Annotated in this window: 16 protein-coding genes; all 16 read right to left on the bottom strand. The window is 43.7% G+C overall.

Annotation, left to right across the window (positions count from 1 at the left end; genetic code table 11):
- Positions 1–548: 548 nt before the first annotated feature.
- A complete protein-coding gene (mgtE, locus tag ACMYUL_RS07795; protein WP_415769794.1) occupies positions 549–2,003 on the bottom strand; it encodes a magnesium transporter in 1,455 nt (484 codons plus the stop codon).
- A 240-nt stretch (positions 2,004–2,243) separates the two neighbouring features.
- Positions 2,244–3,044, bottom strand: a complete 801-nt coding sequence (locus tag ACMYUL_RS07790) for a hypothetical protein (protein WP_415769792.1) — start codon at positions 3,042–3,044, stop codon at positions 2,244–2,246.
- A gap of 127 nt (positions 3,045–3,171) precedes the next feature.
- Positions 3,172–3,396 (bottom strand): RHS repeat-associated core domain-containing protein, encoded by a 225-nt coding sequence (locus tag ACMYUL_RS07785; RefSeq protein WP_415772919.1) that lies wholly within the window; start codon positions 3,394–3,396, stop codon positions 3,172–3,174.
- Between the two features lie 37 nt (positions 3,397–3,433).
- On the bottom strand, positions 3,434–3,760 hold the full coding sequence (locus tag ACMYUL_RS07780) for a YacL family protein (protein WP_415769790.1): 327 nt from the start codon (positions 3,758–3,760) through the stop codon (positions 3,434–3,436).
- An 8-nt stretch (positions 3,761–3,768) separates the two neighbouring features.
- Positions 3,769–4,503, bottom strand: a complete 735-nt coding sequence (locus ACMYUL_RS07775) for an RHS repeat-associated core domain-containing protein (RefSeq protein ID WP_415769788.1) — start codon at positions 4,501–4,503, stop codon at positions 3,769–3,771.
- Positions 4,504–4,738: 235 nt separating this feature from the next.
- Positions 4,739–5,239, bottom strand: a complete 501-nt coding sequence (locus tag ACMYUL_RS07770; protein ID WP_415769786.1) for a hypothetical protein — start codon at positions 5,237–5,239, stop codon at positions 4,739–4,741.
- 145 nt (positions 5,240–5,384) lie between these two features.
- Positions 5,385–5,882 carry a hypothetical protein gene (locus ACMYUL_RS07765; protein WP_415769784.1) on the bottom strand — a complete coding sequence of 166 codons (498 nt, stop codon included), beginning with the start codon at positions 5,880–5,882 and terminating at the stop codon, positions 5,385–5,387.
- 119 nt (positions 5,883–6,001) lie between these two features.
- Positions 6,002–6,520 carry a hypothetical protein gene (locus ACMYUL_RS07760; protein ID WP_415769782.1) on the bottom strand — a complete coding sequence of 173 codons (519 nt, stop codon included), beginning with the start codon at positions 6,518–6,520 and terminating at the stop codon, positions 6,002–6,004.
- 86 nt (positions 6,521–6,606) lie between these two features.
- Positions 6,607–7,152 (bottom strand): hypothetical protein, encoded by a 546-nt coding sequence (locus ACMYUL_RS07755; protein WP_415769780.1) that lies wholly within the window; start codon positions 7,150–7,152, stop codon positions 6,607–6,609.
- A 23-nt stretch (positions 7,153–7,175) separates the two neighbouring features.
- Positions 7,176–9,023: an RHS repeat-associated core domain-containing protein gene (locus ACMYUL_RS07750; RefSeq protein ID WP_415769778.1), complete on the bottom strand. Its 1,848-nt coding sequence runs from the start codon at positions 9,021–9,023 to the stop codon at positions 7,176–7,178.
- Between the two features lie 224 nt (positions 9,024–9,247).
- Complete coding sequence (locus ACMYUL_RS07745; RefSeq protein WP_415769776.1) at positions 9,248–9,790, bottom strand: hypothetical protein; 543 nt, start codon at positions 9,788–9,790, stop codon at positions 9,248–9,250.
- A 416-nt stretch (positions 9,791–10,206) separates the two neighbouring features.
- Complete coding sequence (locus ACMYUL_RS07740) at positions 10,207–10,677, bottom strand: hypothetical protein (protein WP_415769774.1); 471 nt, start codon at positions 10,675–10,677, stop codon at positions 10,207–10,209.
- A 19-nt stretch (positions 10,678–10,696) separates the two neighbouring features.
- On the bottom strand, positions 10,697–14,455 hold the full coding sequence (locus tag ACMYUL_RS07735) for an RHS repeat-associated core domain-containing protein (protein ID WP_415772917.1): 3,759 nt from the start codon (positions 14,453–14,455) through the stop codon (positions 10,697–10,699).
- A gap of 849 nt (positions 14,456–15,304) precedes the next feature.
- Positions 15,305–18,112: a type VI secretion system Vgr family protein gene (locus tag ACMYUL_RS07730; RefSeq protein ID WP_415769772.1), complete on the bottom strand. Its 2,808-nt coding sequence runs from the start codon at positions 18,110–18,112 to the stop codon at positions 15,305–15,307.
- A gap of 193 nt (positions 18,113–18,305) precedes the next feature.
- Positions 18,306–18,668 (bottom strand): hypothetical protein, encoded by a 363-nt coding sequence (locus ACMYUL_RS07725; protein WP_415769770.1) that lies wholly within the window; start codon positions 18,666–18,668, stop codon positions 18,306–18,308.
- A 159-nt stretch (positions 18,669–18,827) separates the two neighbouring features.
- Positions 18,828–19,079 (bottom strand): hypothetical protein, encoded by a 252-nt coding sequence (locus ACMYUL_RS07720; protein WP_415769768.1) that lies wholly within the window; start codon positions 19,077–19,079, stop codon positions 18,828–18,830.
- Positions 19,080–19,217: the final 138 nt, after the last annotated feature.

The raw sequence follows: 19,217 nt of genomic DNA, 5'->3' as shown, positions 1-19,217 counted from the left end.
AATACTTCTTAAAATCAAATATAATTAATTCATTTTTCAGGAATTTTTGCTTAACTGCAAAAAACAGCATCCAAACCGCTCAAACCACCCAATTTTGTATCCACGCCCTTTTCAGACGACCAGAATTTAAATAACATCATGATTTACCAATAAAAACAATCTAATTAAAAAATGTAGTCGTATGTAGTTTTAAATATAAAAAGGTCGTCTGAAAATCGTAACTCTATGATTTCAGACGACCTCGTTCCCAGCCGTAGCGTGGGCTTCGCACACGAAAAAGCGACGCCATGTTATCACCTGACTCGAAAACCAAGTAATCAACTCCGTGGGCAAAGCCCACACTACAATCCGCAACAGGCATCGCAACGCCCTACCCGCCGCCGCGTTGGATTTGCCCATCAAGGAAAATTTTTGTATTTCATGAAAAAGTTGTTTACCTATCCCAGATTCACTTTACTCCCCCATAAAAATCAAAAAGGTCGTCTGAAACCCATAACCCTATGGTTTCAGACGACCTTTAATCTTTTCAATCCGTTTTTCAGACGGTCTTACAGTAAGAATATCGTTGCCAGCCCCAAGAAAATCAGAAAACCGCCGGAATCTGTTACCGCCGTAATCAGCACCGAGCTGCCCAAGGCAGGGTCACGACCGTATTTTTCCATGATGACGGGGATGAGTACGCCGACCGAGGCGGCGAGTAAGAGGTTCAGCGTCATCGCGGCGACCATGACCAAGCCGATGCCGATGCTGCCGTACAGCAGCCATGACACCACGCCCATGACTGTTCCCCAGATGATGCCGTTGACCAAGGCGACGCCGACTTCTTTTTTCAACAACCGTCCCGCCTGCATCCCAGTCAACTGCCCCATCGCCATCGCGCGGACAATCATGGTGATGGTTTGGTTGCCGGAGTTGCCGCCGATACCGGCGACGATGGGCATCAGCGCGGCGAGTGCGACGATTTTTTCGATACTGCCTTCAAACGCGCCGATAACGCGGCTGGCGAGAAAGGCGGTGCAGAGGTTGACAGCAAGCCACATCCAGCGGTTTTTTACCGAATCCCACACGGGCGCAAACAAATCTTCCTCTTCCTGCAAACCCGCCATGTTCAACATGTCTGCCTCAGATTCTTCGCGGATAACGTCCACCATCTCGTCGATGGTAATCCTGCCGATGAGCTTTTTGTTTTCATCGACCACGGGTGCGGTGACCAAGTCATAACGTTCGAACGCCTGCGCCGCTTCTTCCACATCGTCTTCGGGACGGAAGCGCACGACTTCGGTCGCCATCACGTCCGCCACCAAGTCTTCGGGATCGGCGACCAAAAGTTTGCGGATGGGCAGCACGCCTTGCAGGATGTCATTTTCATCGACCACGAAAATCTTGTCGGTATGGTCGGGCAGGCTCTCGAAACGGCGCAGGTAACGCAGCACCACTTCGCAGGCAACGTCGGCGCGGATGCTGACCAACTCGAAGTCCATAATCGCGCCGACTTGGTTGTCTTCATACGACATCGCCGCCTTGACTTGGGCGCGCTCTTCCTCGTCGCGCGTCTGCAAGGCTTCATAGACCACTTGGTGCGGCAAATCGCCCGCCAGCTCCGCCAGCTCGTCCGCATCCAAGTCATCGACCGCCGCCAACAGCTCGTCTTTGTCCATCGACTCGATCAGCGTTTCGCGCACCGCGTCGGACACTTCCAGCAACACTTCGCCGTCGTCTTCAGGCGTGACCAGCAGCCAGACGATATTACGCTCGCGCGGCGGCAACGATTCCAACACCGCCGCCACATCGGCGGGGTGCAGCTCGTTCAAAAGGACGGTCAGCTCGGTAAATTTGTCGCGCAACGCCTCGTCCTCAATCGGCACGCCTTCCTCAATCTGCGGGAAAGCGGGCGAAAGGATTTCGCACAGCGCGTGGATACGGTCGAAATCGGCGGAAACGCGCTCTACGTCGCTTTCGATACCGTCGTTTTCAAGGTTCGGAGGGGTTTGTTCGATGCTCATAAATGCTCCGCCCGCCGGATGCGGGAGGGCATTTCGGCGGGATGGTTATCGTGTATTTCGGGATAAACCGGAAGGGAAGTTCAGTAAAAACGAACTGGGAAGATCCATAATAAAAGCCTGCTGATTCAGGCGTCGTGTTGGAAACGGAGCGTATTTTACCGCGTTTCGGAGCGGTTTACTATTTTTAACTGAAAAGGTCGTCTGAAATGTATAAATTTCAGACGACCTTTCAACACCTTATTAAGGTAAAACACCTAATTTCTCAAGAATTTCAACTTTTTTAAGACTTAACTCACTTAGTTTCTCGATCAGTTTATTATATTTCTCTTCCGACTCCATTATTTCTTTGGGAAACTCGTTGGTTAATTGGCTAAATAACAATTTCCCGTCATCATCAAAATATTCTTCCTCTCCACTAAAAATAGATCCCTGAATTTGAATCATTTTCTTACCATTAGGATAAAAAAACGTAGTGAGTACATTTTCCTCTTTGAGATCGGTTTCAATCGTCATGACCAGTTTGCCATCCACATAATTGCCATAGACAACTTCATTGCGCGCAACATCTGTTTGTTTGAAACTGGATACCTTCCCATCCTCTGAGTAGAAAGTTAAGATACCATCCTCAACTGCTGAAGAATCAGAGTTTTTCTCATTTTTAACCGAGACCACAGCCGGGTCGATTTGTTTAGTTCCACTATCCTGATAAAAATCCTGAATCACTAAGTTTCCATCAGCGGTCTTACCCAAAATCTCGCGATAAAAACCTCCTTTAGCAGGACGTTTTGCCAGTTTGAATTTGGGCGTAAAGTAATAGACTTTCTTCTCTTGTAACGGAACATCAATTAGTTTGGATGTTTTAGCGACGGAATATTTTTCCCAATCTTGCGCACTGGCAGGAATAGGAAGCGCAGTTTTGCCTGTTTTGTATACGCTAAATTGGTGGTGATGAGATGCAAAACTTGCCTCTGAATTATCCTTAATTGCCGAGCAGGCACTCAATGCGTCTGCAACAAATAAAACAATCAATAATTTTTTCATAAAATTCCTTTTAAAAAACATCATCTAAATACTGGCAGCGTGAATAATTATAAAAGATGGAAGGTCATCTAAAAATTTTTCCAAGCAATTTTACCATGAATAATGTTATTTCCATATTTTGTATTGTCTATTTTGCAAAAGTCTCAGCTTTCCAGAAGACACTTCTATGATCCAACCCCAATGGATCAATCCATAAAGTCGGGTTGACAACATAGGTATACAAATTTCCCCCGCCTTTCAACCAAATCGGATCCTGACTCACAAACCGCCCGATTTCAGGCTCACAATACCGGAAACGGTTGTAGTGCAGTCTGCTTTCTTCGTCGTAATACTGACCTTGGAAGCAGTTTATTACCGTTGTCAGCGATAGAACTAACTATATTAGGCAATTAGTTCCTACTTTCAATCAATTTTTTCCATTGATATAAAAGGGACAAAAAGTATTCAAAGTCATAAATAGTTACTTCCATTTCAGTAAATTCGTTAAAAATATTTATCTTATCTTTTGTTATGGAAATTGTGTGGGCATTACCCGTACCTTCCCAAATTTCTATCTTACCGTTTTGAACTTGACTAATATTGTCTATTATTAAATCAACATTATTTTCTACTCCCATGACATCTTCTTCCAGAAAATCTGCAATTATTTCATCAGAAAATTTTAAATTGTTACGTTTGACTCTGCAGATGTTATAACTATCTATATAAAAATACATAAAAATCCTTAATAAATCAGATATGCTGTATTAATATCATATCCTTTTTGATTAACATATCCTGAGATTACAACACCGCTAGTTGATACTCCAGAAAATTTATTTCCAATAATACAACCATTATGATATGCACTTTTAATCTCAGAAATTACTCGGCTTCGAGACCATGTTTTAGGATAAAACGATGAAGCTATCGTTTTTTTAATCCATTTTCCTTTTGTGGAATCAAAAATTTCAACATTTCCTACATATACCCCATGTAGATTCTGTTTCCGAGTAATATTCGTAATTCTTGCTCTAGTATTATGCCCAATTGATCCTTCATGATGAAATCCCGTTGCCTGCCCTTTACGATTAATTTCCCCATGAAAAATATGTTCCATATTAATTCTTGGATTGGCAACTTTTTTCTTGCATGGAGCAAGCCCATAAGGATCTATCCACCTGATTGGATTAGGTGCATATTCATAGAAATTATCACTACCGGCAAACCCAATCGGATCCTGACTCACAAACCGCCCGATTTCAGGGTCGTAATACCGGAAACGGTTGTAGTGCAGCCCGCTTTCTTTGTCGTAATACTGACCTTGGAAACGGAACGGGATGTTGGATTTAGGGTCGTCTGAAACGGTTTTTTGACGGATTCTACCCCATACTTCGTATTCGGCCTTCCATACGGCTTCGCCTTTTGCATTGTGTGCGGCAATCGGTGTGCCGAGATGGTCGAGTTGGTAATAAACCAAGTCTGGCTGCGCTTCGGACTGCTTTTGGGGCTCGGGCGGGATTTTCAGCAGCGGATCGGTTTCGGGGTCGTAGCTGTAGGGTTTGGTAGTTGCCCGAATATCTTTACTTTATGGCGATCCAATACTTTTAACTGAAAAGGTCTCCTGAAAAGAGAGCAAGCTTTTCAGACGACCTTTTCAAACCCACCCATACACATGAATTAAGATTTCAAACGGGGTGCAGTTTTCTCATCATTTATTCATTAGAAAAAACGATCATTTTTCCTTCCGGATAATCTCCTTTCCAGCCGCAAGGGAGACCGTTATGTTGGTAAACATATAATATATCTTTCCAAATCTCCGGCATGTAGTTATTGGCATAACAATTCAATAAAATATCCATATCATAAAGCATTGTTTCCTCAATAAAATTTGCTCCACTTCCCTCATCTGTGAGTTTTTTATCTGCCCCATGAAAATCCTTATCTAGAGCCCCCAGACAATTGGTATTAGTTAATTTAGCACCAATCAAGTAGTGCCAATCAAAATCATCCGAATCTGGGAATTGTTGAACATCTATAATTTCCTGCCACTCATCCCATTCATCGCCTAACAGATATCTGGCTTCCTCCGGAGAGGTGGTAACGATAAATTTTTCACGATCGCCATCATAAGGACGGGAAAAGAAACTGTCTGATGACAAAAAATCAACCACGGGTTGCGCTGATTCAAGTATTTGATTCCAAGTTTTTTTCATTGCTATTTACCTCTTACATGTTTACGAATAACGGCTTTCCAATCTAAAGGCCGCCTGAAAAGAGGGCAAGCTTTTCAGACGACCTTTTCAAACCCACCCATACACATGAATTAAGATTTCAAACGGGGTACAGTTTTCTCATCATTTATTCATTAGAAAAAACGATCATTTTCCCTTCCGGATAATCTCCTTTCCAACCGCAAGGGAAACCGTTATGCTGGAAAACATACAAAATATCTTTCCAAATTTCCGGTATATAGTTATTGGCGTAACAATTCAATAAAATTTTCATATAATAAGGCATTGTTTCCTCAAGGAAGTTTACTACACCCTCTATCGTGAGCTTTTTATCTGCCCCATGTAAATTCTTATCTAGAGCCCCCAGGCAATTGGTCTTAATTAATTTACTACTAATTAAGTAGTGCCAATCGAAATCCTCCAAATCCGAGAATTGCTGAGTTTCTATAATCTCCTGCCACTCATCCCATTCATCGCCTAACAGATATCTGGCTTCCTCCGGAGAGGCGGTAACGATAAATCTTTCACGATCGCCGTCATAAGGACGGGAAAAGAAACTGTCTGAAGACAAAAAATCAACCACAGGTTGCGCTAATTCAAGTATTTGATTCAAATTCTTTTTCATTGCTATTTACCTCTTACATGTTTACGAATAACGGCTTCCCAATCTAAAGGCCGTCTGAAAAGAGGGCAAGCTTTTCAGACGGCCTTACTTTACTTTTTAACAAATAGAAAGACAAACAGTTATTCAGGCGAATAAACAACCATTACACCATCCGGAAACTCCCCTTTCCAACCACAAGGAAAGCCACCATTTTTATAGACTTCAATTTGCTTTTCAATAAAATCATCTTTTATTTTAGAAAAGATCCCATATGCAGCAAAAGTTAAGAAGTCATTATAAACAAAATCTATAAACGGCTCAGGAAACAAATCTTGATTTTCTTGTTGTAGCTGTAAAATTAAATTCCATAACTGATCTTTATAGGTTTTCCACAAATATTCTGCTTTTAATTCTGCTTCCATGGTCATTCCTTCAAAAAGGTAAGTCAGAGGGGTTCTTTCTCCAAGCAAATCTGGATAGCTGCTATATATGGTGTAATCTGGATCTTGCGTTTCATATAAATCTTGAGCCTCTGATTTATTATGAATAACAAAATACCCTTGAAGATTAAAATTCCCATGAAAAAATGATGGGCTTTTTAAAATCTCAAATATTTCTTTTTGTTTACTATTAAATCTAATTTTCAATTTTTCTAACATATTAGTAACCTCTTACTATATTTGATTAGAATCAGGTTATTAATAATCTTTATTAAAGCATTGATCTTAATCTAAGCTAAAATTAACTAAGCAAATATAAATCCTTTATCAAACCCATGTTCATGCAACTCAAATATCAATTCATCAGAAAAAAATAAGCTCGTTGAATATGCTGGGTTGTTATGCCTACCAATACCTATAACTTTCAGTGAATTATCATTTAATTTCATATTATCCAATGATAAAAACGAAGTATTCTCATCGATATAAATTCTTTCTGATTCTTGTTCATCAATTATATTTTCAGTATGTAACGAATTAACTAGAAAATATTTATCCGACAGAATAGTATCTTTACATACCAATTCAATGGGAATTATCTGAATTTCTTGATTATATTTATTTATTAAAAAATCAGCTAACTTTCTATCTACTAAAATGGTTGTTGCATTAGTCAGTAGTATATGATGGTTTTTTAATTTCGTACTTTTTGCTTCTATTTCAAATCTAGGTATAAAATCTAAACTTAATCTTGTTGAGTCACAAAACCCGAAATAACTAAATTTATCTTGATCTAAATAAAAAGCTGAAAATTTCCCAGATTGATTTAATTCATATATACGCTTTGCCATTTCTTTCTTCCTTAATCATTTAATCATAATTGCCCAGGTAATGGTTTCGCCCATTTCCTTCTATTCTTATTAAGTGCTCTTTCCCCTGATATTAACTTAATTCTCTCTGCATCCATTATTCCAAAAAGTGCTGATTTATATTGCTCTTGATTCCATTTTTTCTGTTTCCCATCTCTAACAACACTATCCATTTGCTCTGATAAATAACGATTGACTACTTCATCATGTCTTCCACAATGAATTGATTTCGTAGGATGGTATGAAGGATCAGTTGGAAGCATAATTTTATTCCTCGGATTTTGTAATAGCCCTACTCCACCAGCCTTAATTAATAAGGGATGATTCTTAGTATATTTATTTGTATCGCTGATAATATGATGGTCCTGAAACTTCACCATTCCTTTTAATCCACAACCTGTCCGCCCATAATTAGGTTCTCGTTTCTGTAAACCCCAAGGATCGACCCAAACAATTGGATTTGGCGCATATTCATAGAAATTATCACTACCGGCAAACCCAATCGGATCCTGACTAATGAATCTTCCAATTTGCGGATCGTAATACCGGAAACGGTTGTAGTGCAGCCCGCTTTCTTCATCGTAATACTGACCTTGGAAGCGGAACGGGATATTGACTTTGGGGTCGTCTGAAACGGTTTCGTTACGGATTCTGCCCCATGCTTCGTATTCGGCCGTCCATACGGCTTCGCCTTTTGCATTGTGTGCGGCAATCGGCGTACCGAGATGGTCGAGTTGGTAATAAACCAATTCGGGCTGCGCTTCGGACTGTCCTTGGGGTTCGGGCGGAATTTTCAGCAGCGGATCGGTTTCGGGGTCGTAGCTGTACGGTTCGGCGGGTTTGTCTTCCCTTTCTATGCCTATCGGCGAGGTCGTCTGAAATTGTGCCAACGGCTCAAAAGTGTCTGGTTCGAACAGGTAATGGGTGTTTTGTCCGTTGGTGCTTTCGATGGCAAGGGTGTCTTCCTGCCAGTGGTAAACGGTGGTTTCCCCGTTGCGGATTTTGGCGGTACGCCTGCCCAAGGGGTCGTAGCGGTATTCGGTACTGCCGTTGCGGTTTTCTATTTTAATGAGTTGGTTGTAGCCGTTCCAATGGTAGTCTGTGGTTTCTCCGTTGCGGGTTTTGCGGATCAGGTTGCCGCGTTGGTCGTAGTCGTAGTGTACGCCTGCGTACTCTTTAAGCAGGTTGCCCCAGACTTTGTTTAGGGATGGTTTTTCTTGGCTGTTTGTTTGGCCTGTATGGTCTTGTTTGTTGCCGCTTAGGTCGAGACGGTTGTCGGCTGGGTCAAAGGCGAAGGTTTCGCTAAAGTCGGGTGTGACGGCGGCGATCAGTCTGCCGATGGGGTCGTAGCGGTATTGGGTTTGGCCTCCTCTGCTTTGGATATGGGTCAGTTGTCCGGCGGCGTCGTAGCCGTATTCGCGCCGGCTGCGGTTGTGGATTTGCTGCAGGATTCTGCCCATTGGGTCGTATTGTGTTTCTTGGCGGATATGTTTGCCAAAGGTGCGTTCGGTTTCTCGGTGTAGTTTGTCGCGTTCGAAGGCTGCTATTTCATTATGGTTGAGGGTAATGCCGTGCAGGTGGCCGCTGCCATAGTGGAGGTAACCGATACGCTGCCCGTCGGGACGGATGGTTTCGGTACGGTTGCCCAATGCGTCGTAGCGGTGATGCCAGACGTGGCTTCGGGCTGTGCCGTCCAGGCTGTCGTGGCGGTATTCCCTGATGAGGTTGCCGAGTTTGTCGTAGAAGTATTGGTGGCGGCTGTGGGCGTTTTGGGTTTCCGCCAGCCTGCCGCCTGGGCCATAGGCGTAGTTTTCTTTGTCGATTTCTTGTACTTCGCCGTTTTCATCGGTCACAAGGATGCTGCGGCTTTCGATACGGCCGGCGGAGTCGTAGTCCAGTTTGGAGACGGTACCGGCTTCGTCTATGCGTTCGAGTAGGCCACTGCCTTGGGTGTAATGGTAGCGGGTGATTTTACTTTTTAAGGCTGTCAGAAAAGGGGTTCAAGCTTTTCAGACTACCTTTATAAAGGTTAGATTTTCAACCCGACTTCCTCTTACTTCTCTAAGAATAGCCTATATTATTCTAGAATAAAGTACATATTTCCCATATTATCTATATTGTATAATTCTAGGAATTGCATTTTTAAATTATTCTCTATGACCATCTTTTTAAATTCATCCGTAACCCCATATATATAAGGTTTTAACTCGTCTCTAAATATGTACTTATAAGAAATATCTTTATAACAATCTAAGGAATTATTATCTAGAAAATCAATACTGTTTTTTATATACAAAGCATATATATCAGATGGAGTATTGTTGATTAGACATGGAAAAAATAGAGCTTCCTCTTTCAATTTATCCTGTGAAATTTCAAGAAATTTTTTTGAAAACAATAAAATCCCTGAAGATGAGAAATAAAAATCCGCATCCAAAATTTCAGAAAGTTGAGATTCAAACTCATCGTCATATGTCAGATTTATACGAGGTTTTTTTAGGAAGCTATCATCAATATTAAATTTAAAATAGTCTGAAATGCTATCCTTGTTGTTACCTTTTAAATTAAAAGAAAAATCAACATTAATGTTTTTTTGAGGGAAAATTGTATAGAGTTGCATATTAACCGATCCTATTTTTTAACTGAAAGGCCGTCTGAAAAAGGGGAGAACTTTTCAGACGACCTTTATATGTGTTGGGTTTTCAATCCAACCTACCCTTATCTAATACCACCTATTAGCAGGACATTTTTCTTCATATTTGGCTAAATCACTCGATTTTATCTTGTTTAAAGACACTAATTGTCTACATAATTGCTGAAATCTACCGAAAGATTCGCAATCTCCAGCGACAGAAGCATAAAACCATAGATACTGATCAATTTCTTCCAAGGAAGATAGTCTGCAAATATTATCTATTTGATTTTCCATGATTTTATCAGCTACTTCATATTACTCATCATCAAATAATTTATCTAAAATCGATTCAAACTCTTCAAAATTTTTAAAAATCATCTCTATATTCTTGATTAATCGAATTATATTGCAGATTCTTGTAAAAGAATTTCCTCTAAAATATTAATTATTTTTCTGCTAAAAGGATGTTCATGTGTACCCGGTAATATAAGAGTGTAGTAATATACTTCATGAAGTATAAAAATATTCTTTCTCAAGATACTGTCTTTAGGACAGTCATCATATAGGTCTTCATATCCATCATAATACGCATAATCTGCCATTGTATTCATTCTTAATGAACGATAGTACTGGCATGCCAATGATATTTGACCTTCTCCATGTTGATCGAGTTTATAGGCATTCTCATCTGAGAAATTCTCCATTTCATGATCTTTAACATACCCATAAAAAAAACTGCCATCAAATAGTTTGTCATTCTCATAAATAATGCAATTTGGCCATAGCTCAACCATTGCTTTATTGAAACCATTCAAAACAATATCAGGTTTTTTATTTGAGATAACAAAGTATTCCATTCCTGTTATATTCATATCAATAATCCTGTGTTAATTATTTAGCAGTTTTACCATGCTCCAACATTTGGTGCTGAGTTACAAGTAAATTTGTTGGAGAGAACCATACGTGATTACCTCTCATTCCCTTAATCTTTTTAAGTTTACATTTTTCAACTTTAAACTTGAAATAATATTGAGATTTTTCTTTTGTTATTCCTAAGTAACTTTTAAATCCTCCTGGTTTATGTAAAATTTGAGATGGAGACATAGGGGTAACATAAACTCCTTTTGCATGCACTGAGTCAGGCTGTGATGCTTTGAATAGATAATTTGGTCGTTGTGAAATAATAGCCTTATATGCTTTTTCATCAGTGTAATGATATACATCAACTAAGCTAGGGGTATTACAACCATCATTTTGATTCTTATTTGTTTGAGAAGATTTATTTTGTTTTGTTTTTTTATTTAACCCTAAAGGATCAATCCATCTAGTGGTATTGGGAGCATATTCAAATAAGTTAATGCCACCCATCAACCCAATCGGATCCTGACTAATAAATCTTCCAATCTGCGGGTCGTAATACCGGAAACGGTTGTAGTGCAACCCGCTTTCTTCGTCGTAATACTGACCTTGGAAGCGGAACGGGACGTTGACTTTGAGGCCGTCTGAAACGGTTTCGTTACGGATTCTGCCCCATGCTTCGTATTCCGCCGTCCATATGGCTTCGCCTTTGGCATTGTGCGCGGTAATCGGCGTACCGAGATGATCGAGTTGGTAATAAACCAATTCGGGCCGCACTTCGGACTGCTCTTGGGGTTCGGGCGGGATTTTCAGCAGCGGATCGGTTTCGGGGTCGTAGCTGTACGGTTCGGCGGGTTTGTCTTCCCTTTCTATGCCTATCGGCGAGGTCGTCTGAAATTGCGCCAGCGGTTCGAATGTACCGGGTTCGAACAGGTAATGGGTATTTTGTCCGTTGGTGCTTTCGATGGCAAGGGTGTCTTCCTGCCAGTGGTAAACGGTGGTTTCTCCGTTGCGGATTTTGGCGGTACGCCTGCCCAAGGGGTCGTAACGGTATTCGGTGCTGCCGTTGCGGTTTTCTATTTTAACGAGTTGGTTGTAGCCGTTCCAATGGTAGTCTGTGGTTTCGCCATTGCGGGTTTTGCGGATCAGGTTGCCGCGTTGGTCGTAGTCGTAGTGTACGCCTGCGTACTCTTTAAGCAGGTTGCCCCAGACTTTGTTTAGGGACGGTTTTTCTTGGCTGTTTGTTTGGCCTGTATGGTCTTGTTTGTTGCCGCTTAGGTCAAGACGGTTATCGGCTGGGTCAAAGGCGAAGGTTTCGCTAAAGTCGGGAGTGACGGCGGCGATCAGTCTGCCGATGGGGTCGTAGCGGTATTGGGTTTGACCTCCTCTGCTTTGGATATGGGTCAGTTGTCCGGCGGCATCGTAGCCGTATTCGCGCCGGCTGCGGTTGTGGATTTGCTGCAGGATTCTGCCCATGGGGTCGTATTGTGTTTGTTGGCGGATATGTTTGCCAAAGGTGCGTTCGGTTTCGCGGTGTAGTTTGTCGCGTTCGAAGGCGACTATTTCGTTACGGTTGAGGGTAATCCCGTGCAGGTGGCCGCTGCCATAGTGGAGGTAACCGATACGCTGCCCGTCGGGACGGATGGTTTCGGTACGGTTGCCCAATGCGTCATAGCGGTGATGCCAGACGTGGCTTCGGGCTGTGCCGTCCAGGCTGTCGTGGCGGTATTCCCTGATGAGGTTGCCGAGTTTGTCGTAGAAGTATTGGTGGCGGCTGTGGGCGTTTTGGGTTCCTGCCAGCCTGCCGCTTGGGTCATAGGCGTAGTTTTCTTTGTCGGTTTCGTGTGTCTCGCCGTTTTCATCGGTCACAAGGATGCTGCGGCTTTCGATACGGCCGGCGGGGTCGTAGTCCAATTTGGTGACGGTACCGGCTTCGTCTATGCGTTCGAGTACGCCGCTGCCTTGGGTGTAATGGTAGCGGGTGATTTTACCGTCAAAGCCTTTTTCTTCGGTCAGCGCGCCGACGCTGTTGTAGCGGAAGCCGTAAAGATCGCCGTTTTGGTTCAGCAGCCCGACCAAACGGCTATTGAGGTCGTAACGGTATTGGACTTGTTGTCCGAGTGCATCGGTACGGATGAAGAGACGGCCGCCTTTATCGTAGGTATAGCGGGTGCTTTGCTTGAGTGGATCGGTATGCTCAAGCAATCTGCCTTCCGCATCATGCAGATAGGATTCCCTCGTGCCGTCTGCTTGGACCACAACCTCGGGATTGCCCCTTGAGTCGTAGCTATAGTGTGTGCTATTGCCTTCGGCATCGGTTTGGGTTTGCAGACGGCCTCTGTCGTCATATTGCCAGCGGCTGGTATAGCCGGAGCAGTCGGTATGACTTGCAATTTGTCCATCCTTCGTCCAAGTCAGGGTTTTAATGCCACCCAGTGCGTCGGTGATTTCTATCGGTAAGCCTGCATCATTGTAGCGATAGCGGGTTTCGTTCTCTTCGGGGTCTGTTTCGAGAATCATGTTGCCATTGGCATCATATTGACGCAACCAGCGGTGTCCCTCGGGGTCGGTAACGGCAGTCAGATTATTATCGGCATCGTATTCGAAAGAAACGACACTGCCATCGGCTCGGATGTGCTCGAGCAGATTGTCTTTGTCATCATAGGTGTAATTGTCCTCGCTACCGTCAGGATGGATATGGGTCGTAATGTTTTTACGCTCATCTCGGAAAAACCATTCTTCAGTATGATCAGGATAAATAATCCGGTAAGTATAATTTTCCGCATCATACAAATAACTGGTTTCATGGCCGTAAGCATCAGTTACGATTGTTTCACGGATGTTTTCATCCCATCGCAACCTTAATTCTCCGCTACCGTCATCAGCATATTCCCGAATACATTTAGCCCAATGGCGACGTCCCTGCCACTCAAGGTTGACACCTCTACCGGTACGGTCCGTATAACGCGTGATTAAGTGGTCTTGGTAAGCATATTCGTAAACGTCTCCCGCCTCATCAGTAGCCTTGATAAGATTTCCAGCCTGATCATATTCGTAGCTTGCCAATAAACGGGCATTATCACCGGCTAATTCAATACGGCTGATTTTATCCTGTTCGTTATAGTGAATAACCACCAGGCGGTTGTTGGTATCATTAATCCCAATCAAATGCTGCCCTGAATAATGGAAACCAAGTGCATTACCATTGCGATCTTTAATGGCCGATAATCGGAAAGCATTCCCATAACGCTCATAAATCTCCAGCAGATCTTTGCCAACGTTAAGGGTCAGCATATCTTCACTGACCCGCATCAGCGTAAAATCTTCTATCGGATGGTGATAAGCCCTGTCAGGTTCCAATAATGGGAAAGACACGGTCCGACCGTCAGTGGTGTGATACAACAATTCTTTTTTGCGGATACCGATGCGGGCGGTATAAGGGGTAATCCAGCGTGCGCCCAATTCACCTTTTTCATAGGTGATAAGGCCGGAACAGTAGGTACGACCCCAGCTTATCGGCATAATGCCGGGCAAGGTAAAGTCGGTATGGGTGAAGGTTTCCTGTCCGGTAGCAAAATCAATAGATTTTTTAGAAGCACCAGTACCGCAACTTTTGCAGTCAGAAGGCTTGTCTTTACTTTTATTTTGCTGAGTGGATGCATCTAGGCGGGCATTTGGGTTGGTTTTCTGAGCTTTACCAGTAACTGCAGCCGAACGGCCATGATTTTTACGTCTTTTAAGTGCCTCTAAAAGTAAGCTTAATAATTTTAATAAATCCCCTGCCAGACCCATAATCCGGGCATCCACTTTATGGCTATATCCCTTCAATTGTTCTGCGATTGTTCCCAATTTGGTTTTAATTGGTCCGGGAACTATCCTGGCAATAGCCGCATTTGCCGCATCTTTTGCAACAGCTTCGATTTTATATCCCGCCGCCACACGATATAAATTGCGACCCTCTTCTGTCCATACAGTTCCCTTGCGATAAGTATCATTTGATTTTTGATGTAATGAACGGGTGTCAAAAACTTGGCCGGAGGCTATTTTTGATAAGGCATCCGCACTGGTCAACAAGGTTCGTTGGGCATGCCGGCTGACTTCTTTGAGCATGCTATTTATTTGTCCTTGAATGGTTTCTACATATTTTTCAACATCGCTCTTGTGTCCTGCCAAAATATGGTCCACGATTGCTGTAACAGCCGCTTCAGTGAGAAATCCTTTGTGTCGCAATGCCTGGTCACGTACTAAATGCAGGGTAGGGCGTAATGTTACCCTTGCGGCATTACCGGCTCCCGGAATGATTCCGATAACACTGATGGCCAAATTCATCCAGTCGAGCGTATCGGTATTTCTTTTGTTAACCATATCCCTAATCGCAAACATGGTATCAACAACGGCCATTGCATTGCCGATTACAGGTATGGATCCGGCAGCCATGGCCAGCCTATCCAAAGTTATATAGCCGTCTGAAATCTGTCTGAGCCAACTGTCAAATTTGTTGGCTCCTGCTCGGGCATCTTTGGTAAAAGTATTTGCAGGACTAACTGCAACTTTTGTATGTGGCATTGTTTTCAAAGACATCTGGATATTACTCTTTAAAATGTAAACTGATATAACAATAAAAATTGAATGGATTTCAGATTATTTCTTTTTGATATTAGATATAATCTTTTCAGCTGAAACAGGCTGTTGCTTGATGGATAAGCTTTTGGCTAAATCTTTATACGATAGATTTTTTACGTTGTCAGAAACTTGCTTCAATGCTTGCACTTGTGAAGCCAAATTTTTGACATCTGCCAAAAGTGAATTCACTTCTTTTTTTGCAAATTCAAATTGTGCAATTTGATTTTTATCTGATGTGATTTGCTTACCAATTGGCAAAACCCTAAAAGCTTCTTCGATGATATCTTTTTCATCATGGCCATCTCTCGGATCTTTACCAAAGACCACCTTTGCTGCACCTTCAGCCAGCCCGCTCACAACTGCATAACCATTACTATCTAAAATACCTTTGCGCACTTGTCCAGAGCTGTCGATAACTGTGAATTTGCCTCCAGCTACCCCATCTTTCTTTGGCGTTGCATAATAATGAAGCAACTCAAGCTGCCCTTTGGCTGCTTTGGGCATAGAGCTTTGGACGGATTGACTGGCAGGACCGACTTTCTGCCAAGCGGATGATTTGTTGATAATCTGCCCAGGTGTTCCAATTTCAACCTGTCCTCCTCCAATTGTGATGTATGAACCATCACAAACTAAAGTAAGCTTTTTAGATGCAGAAATAATTACTTCGCCATTGACACTTTCGATTCGGACATCTTTAGCCGCAGCAGCAGTGATATTGTCCTGCTGCGCCTGCAACACTACATCTCCTTTGGATGCAACCATTTTGATACCCAGCGTTTGTGCGAACATTCGAATTACCTCGCCGGCAGCAACAGTAAATTTTTTAAATGCACTGTTATGAATGTTATTACCTGCTGTATGCATAATGTTTTCAGTGGCACTGGCTTGCACATCCTTTGGGGTACTCAATACGATTCCAGCAGGAGCACTGGCAATTAAACCTGCACTTTTCAAACCATCAGCATCCAGGTCTACTGGGACTCCATTACCATAATTTTCTCCTTGCTCCATCAGATTTTTACTGGAACCAGACGATTCTTGATCTCCCAAGGGAATCTCCGCTCGTTTGGCTGCTTTTGCCAATCCTTGCGCCATGTCTAGGGCTTCTTTCAACTGCTTGATTGCAGCCTCCATATCCAAGACATTTCCATCTGCTTTACCCTGAGCATCTGCGCTGATCAATATGCCTTTACCCGCCCGTACCGCACCCCAGCCGTCGGTTCTGAGTTCGAAGCCTTCGCCGTTCTCTCCGCGTTTCTCCCTACCGCTGTCGACGATGTGGCCAAGGTTGAGTTGGGATTTCTGGTAGTCGGTGGCGAGTTTGATGTGTTCCTGTCCCTTTTGGTCTTCCATCCTGAGTTTGTTGTTCGCCCAGGTACGGATGACGTTCCTTGTGTTCCAATCGGCAGGAATATGGTCGGGATGGGCACTGTCGTGCATGACGCCGGAGATATACGGGCGGTCGGGGTTGCCTTGGACGAAGGACAGCATGACTTCGGTGCCTTCGTGTAAGGGGAAGTGGATACCGTATTCGGGACCGGCATAGGGTTTGGCCAGCCGGACGGGACGGCTTTCTCCGCCGGGACTCCATTCGTCCAGGTCAAACGGCAGTTTGACGCGGTAGCGTCCCATGTCGTCGATGTAGGCGTAGGTGCAGTTCTCTGCCGCGGTCACCCGTGCGGGCAGTGTGCCGGCGATATGGGGACGCGGGGTGGTGCGTTCTGGACGGAAGGCGAGTTGGGCGGGTATGGCGGTAAAGGTGTGGGTGTAGGCGGTATCGCGGCTGCCGCTGTGTTCCATGCTGAGTACCAGCCAGCCGTCGGGTGCTTCGGGGAAGGCGGTATCGGTTTGGAACACTTTCATCGGTGCCATGGAGACGACGTTGCCGCTGCCGTTGGCGACGGTTTGGCGGCAGAGGACGGCTTCGTTCAACAGGGTCGTCTGAACTTTGGCTTCATCGGGGGTTTTGGGATGAAGGCCCCAGTTTTGCTGTTTGCCCAATAAGACGGTATTGTCGGCAGACTCTTCGGATTGTTTGTTGTCGGTTTCGGCAAAGAGGTCGGTATCGGCAGTGCGGTAGTTGTAGTCGGCACTGCGTATGCCTTCGACGATGGGATTGTGACGGATGCTTAAGTTGAAGAGTGCTTCGGTACCGACGCTTTCCAGTCCGGCATGGGGACGGTAGGAAACGGGTAGGCTTTGGTCGCGGAAGTAGTGTTCGGGACTGTCGCCGAAGACGACGATATCGCCGTGTTGTTCATGCTGTTCGAAGGCATACCAAATGCCTTCTTCCTCACACAGACGGTTGATAAAGGCAAAGTCGCTTTCGAGATACTGGGTCACATACTCGCGGACGCTGTAGCTGCGGCTTTTTTGGAAACGGTAGTCGACACCGGAGAAGCCGTGGTGCTTGAAGACGGCGGCGACGATATCGGGGACGGTTTGGTTTTGAAACAGTCGGGAAGATTGGAAATGTTTTAAAGCCGCGAAACGCGGCTCTAAAACAAAGCGGTAAACGGTTTCATCCTTGGAGACGGACAGCTTCTCACACGAAGTCACGATGCCCTGCCATTGTTTCGCCGGAGCGTCGTCCGAACCGGCTGAAAAAGCGGCGGCGACTTCGGACAATACGGCCTCCTGCGGACGGATTTCAAATGCTGCGCGCTGGTTGAGGTAGGAAGACAGCGGCAGTGAGGAATCGGTGGAGGTGGCGGTGATTTCGACGCGGTAGGCGGTATTGGCGGCTTCGGAGGCGGTGAAAGAACGAACGGAGAGGGACGGGGAGAAACGGGCGAAGGTGAGGTGATAGGATTGGCGGGCAGTCATGGCGTTGAATTTAAAGATGACAATGAGGTTCGTATGGTAACTTGAACGTCATCAACGGTAAAGCAAATGGGATAAACGGTAGAAAGGTCGTCTGAATGGAGGTTTTCAGACGACCTACTTCGGGGATAAAAATCTAATCTCAACCTGTTTATACATATATCCCATACTCGCTGCAGACATAGATAAAGACACACTAATAACTTTCTACATAAATATAGCAACTCAACCATTTTTTTAATGGTATGGAATACAGTTCATTCAATTCATGTGAAAAAGGCGTGCCATATTTACCGACCATAACACTATATTCTTCCAACAAGGAAAAGGTATCATCTGATATTGAAAGAATAAGCTGACCGTCAGTTACATCAAACTCATCTTCATCATTTGAATTCAGAAAAATTCTAAAGGAAAGCTTGTATTCTTTCTTGCGCTTTGTTAAAAAAACTTGCCCCTCCCAATAATTCCCTTCTCTTTGTAATGAAGAAATTATTTCTTTTAAATCATTTCTTTTTACATGCCAATTTATACCGTTACGTCTGATTTCTAAATTCATATTTTCTCTCGACAACAAATATTCGGACTGGCGACATAAGTAATGACAGCTACCTGATAACCTATAGGAAATAACTAACAGAGTACACTATTTATGTAAAACATTTTTTGCGAAAATAATTATTCAACTTTGCTTATCTTGTTGTCTCATCTCTTAAATTTAAAAATCCGGATTTTCCTTACGGTATGCTTCGTTATCTTTTTTCAAAGTTTCATGAAACTGATGCATGGGATTTTCCGGCCTCTGCCTACCGTAACTTGAAATTAATACACGCACTGAATAATCCGGCAAAATGTGAAACTGCAATAATCCGTTGTCTTCATCGGTAAATTTATCTACCTTAGCATTAACGTTACGCTCTTCAAATTCATTTGTATCCGTGCTTATCGTCAAGGTCAGTGGCAGCGTCATCCCCTCATGCCGGGATGGAAACGCAACATTGTCCTCCTCCTTCCTCTGAATAAGGCCCTATATCGCTTAAAGTCCATGTCTCTCCAGCCTTGTGATAAGTTATCATGACACCTTGGTCGGAATAGTTGTTTAGCATGA

The organism is Neisseria sp. CP9 (assembly GCF_047758525.1).
GTDB lineage: Bacteria > Pseudomonadota > Gammaproteobacteria > Burkholderiales > Neisseriaceae > Neisseria.
Note: the sequence above shows the minus strand (reverse complement) of the source record. Positions and strands in the feature narration are given on the sequence as shown.

Bases quoted from the DNA above. Each gene is read 5' to 3' on its own strand.
- ACMYUL_RS07765 (WP_415769784.1), bottom strand. From the start codon at position 5,882: ATGAAAAAGAATTTGAATCAAATACTTGAATTAGCGCAACCTGTGGTT.
- ACMYUL_RS07770 (WP_415769786.1), bottom strand. From the start codon at position 5,239: ATGAAAAAAACTTGGAATCAAATACTTGAATCAGCGCAACCCGTGGTT.
- ACMYUL_RS07780 (WP_415769790.1), bottom strand. From the start codon at position 3,760: ATGTATTTTTATATAGATAGTTATAACATCTGCAGAGTCAAACGTAAC.
- ACMYUL_RS07740 (WP_415769774.1), bottom strand. From the start codon at position 10,677: ATGAATATAACAGGAATGGAATACTTTGTTATCTCAAATAAAAAACCT.
- ACMYUL_RS07735 (WP_415772917.1), bottom strand. From the start codon at position 14,455: ATGGGTCTGGCAGGGGATTTATTAAAATTATTAAGCTTACTTTTAGAG.
- ACMYUL_RS07720 (WP_415769768.1), bottom strand. From the start codon at position 19,079: ATGACGCTGCCACTGACCTTGACGATAAGCACGGATACAAATGAATTT.
- ACMYUL_RS07760 (WP_415769782.1), bottom strand. From the start codon at position 6,520: ATGTTAGAAAAATTGAAAATTAGATTTAATAGTAAACAAAAAGAAATA.
- ACMYUL_RS07755 (WP_415769780.1), bottom strand. From the start codon at position 7,152: ATGGCAAAGCGTATATATGAATTAAATCAATCTGGGAAATTTTCAGCT.
- ACMYUL_RS07745 (WP_415769776.1), bottom strand. From the start codon at position 9,790: ATGCAACTCTATACAATTTTCCCTCAAAAAAACATTAATGTTGATTTT.
- ACMYUL_RS07725 (WP_415769770.1), bottom strand. From the start codon at position 18,668: ATGAATTTAGAAATCAGACGTAACGGTATAAATTGGCATGTAAAAAGA.
- ACMYUL_RS07730 (WP_415769772.1), bottom strand. From the start codon at position 18,112: ATGACTGCCCGCCAATCCTATCACCTCACCTTCGCCCGTTTCTCCCCG.
- mgtE (WP_415769794.1), bottom strand. From the start codon at position 2,003: ATGAGCATCGAACAAACCCCTCCGAACCTTGAAAACGACGGTATCGAA.
- ACMYUL_RS07790 (WP_415769792.1), bottom strand. From the start codon at position 3,044: ATGAAAAAATTATTGATTGTTTTATTTGTTGCAGACGCATTGAGTGCC.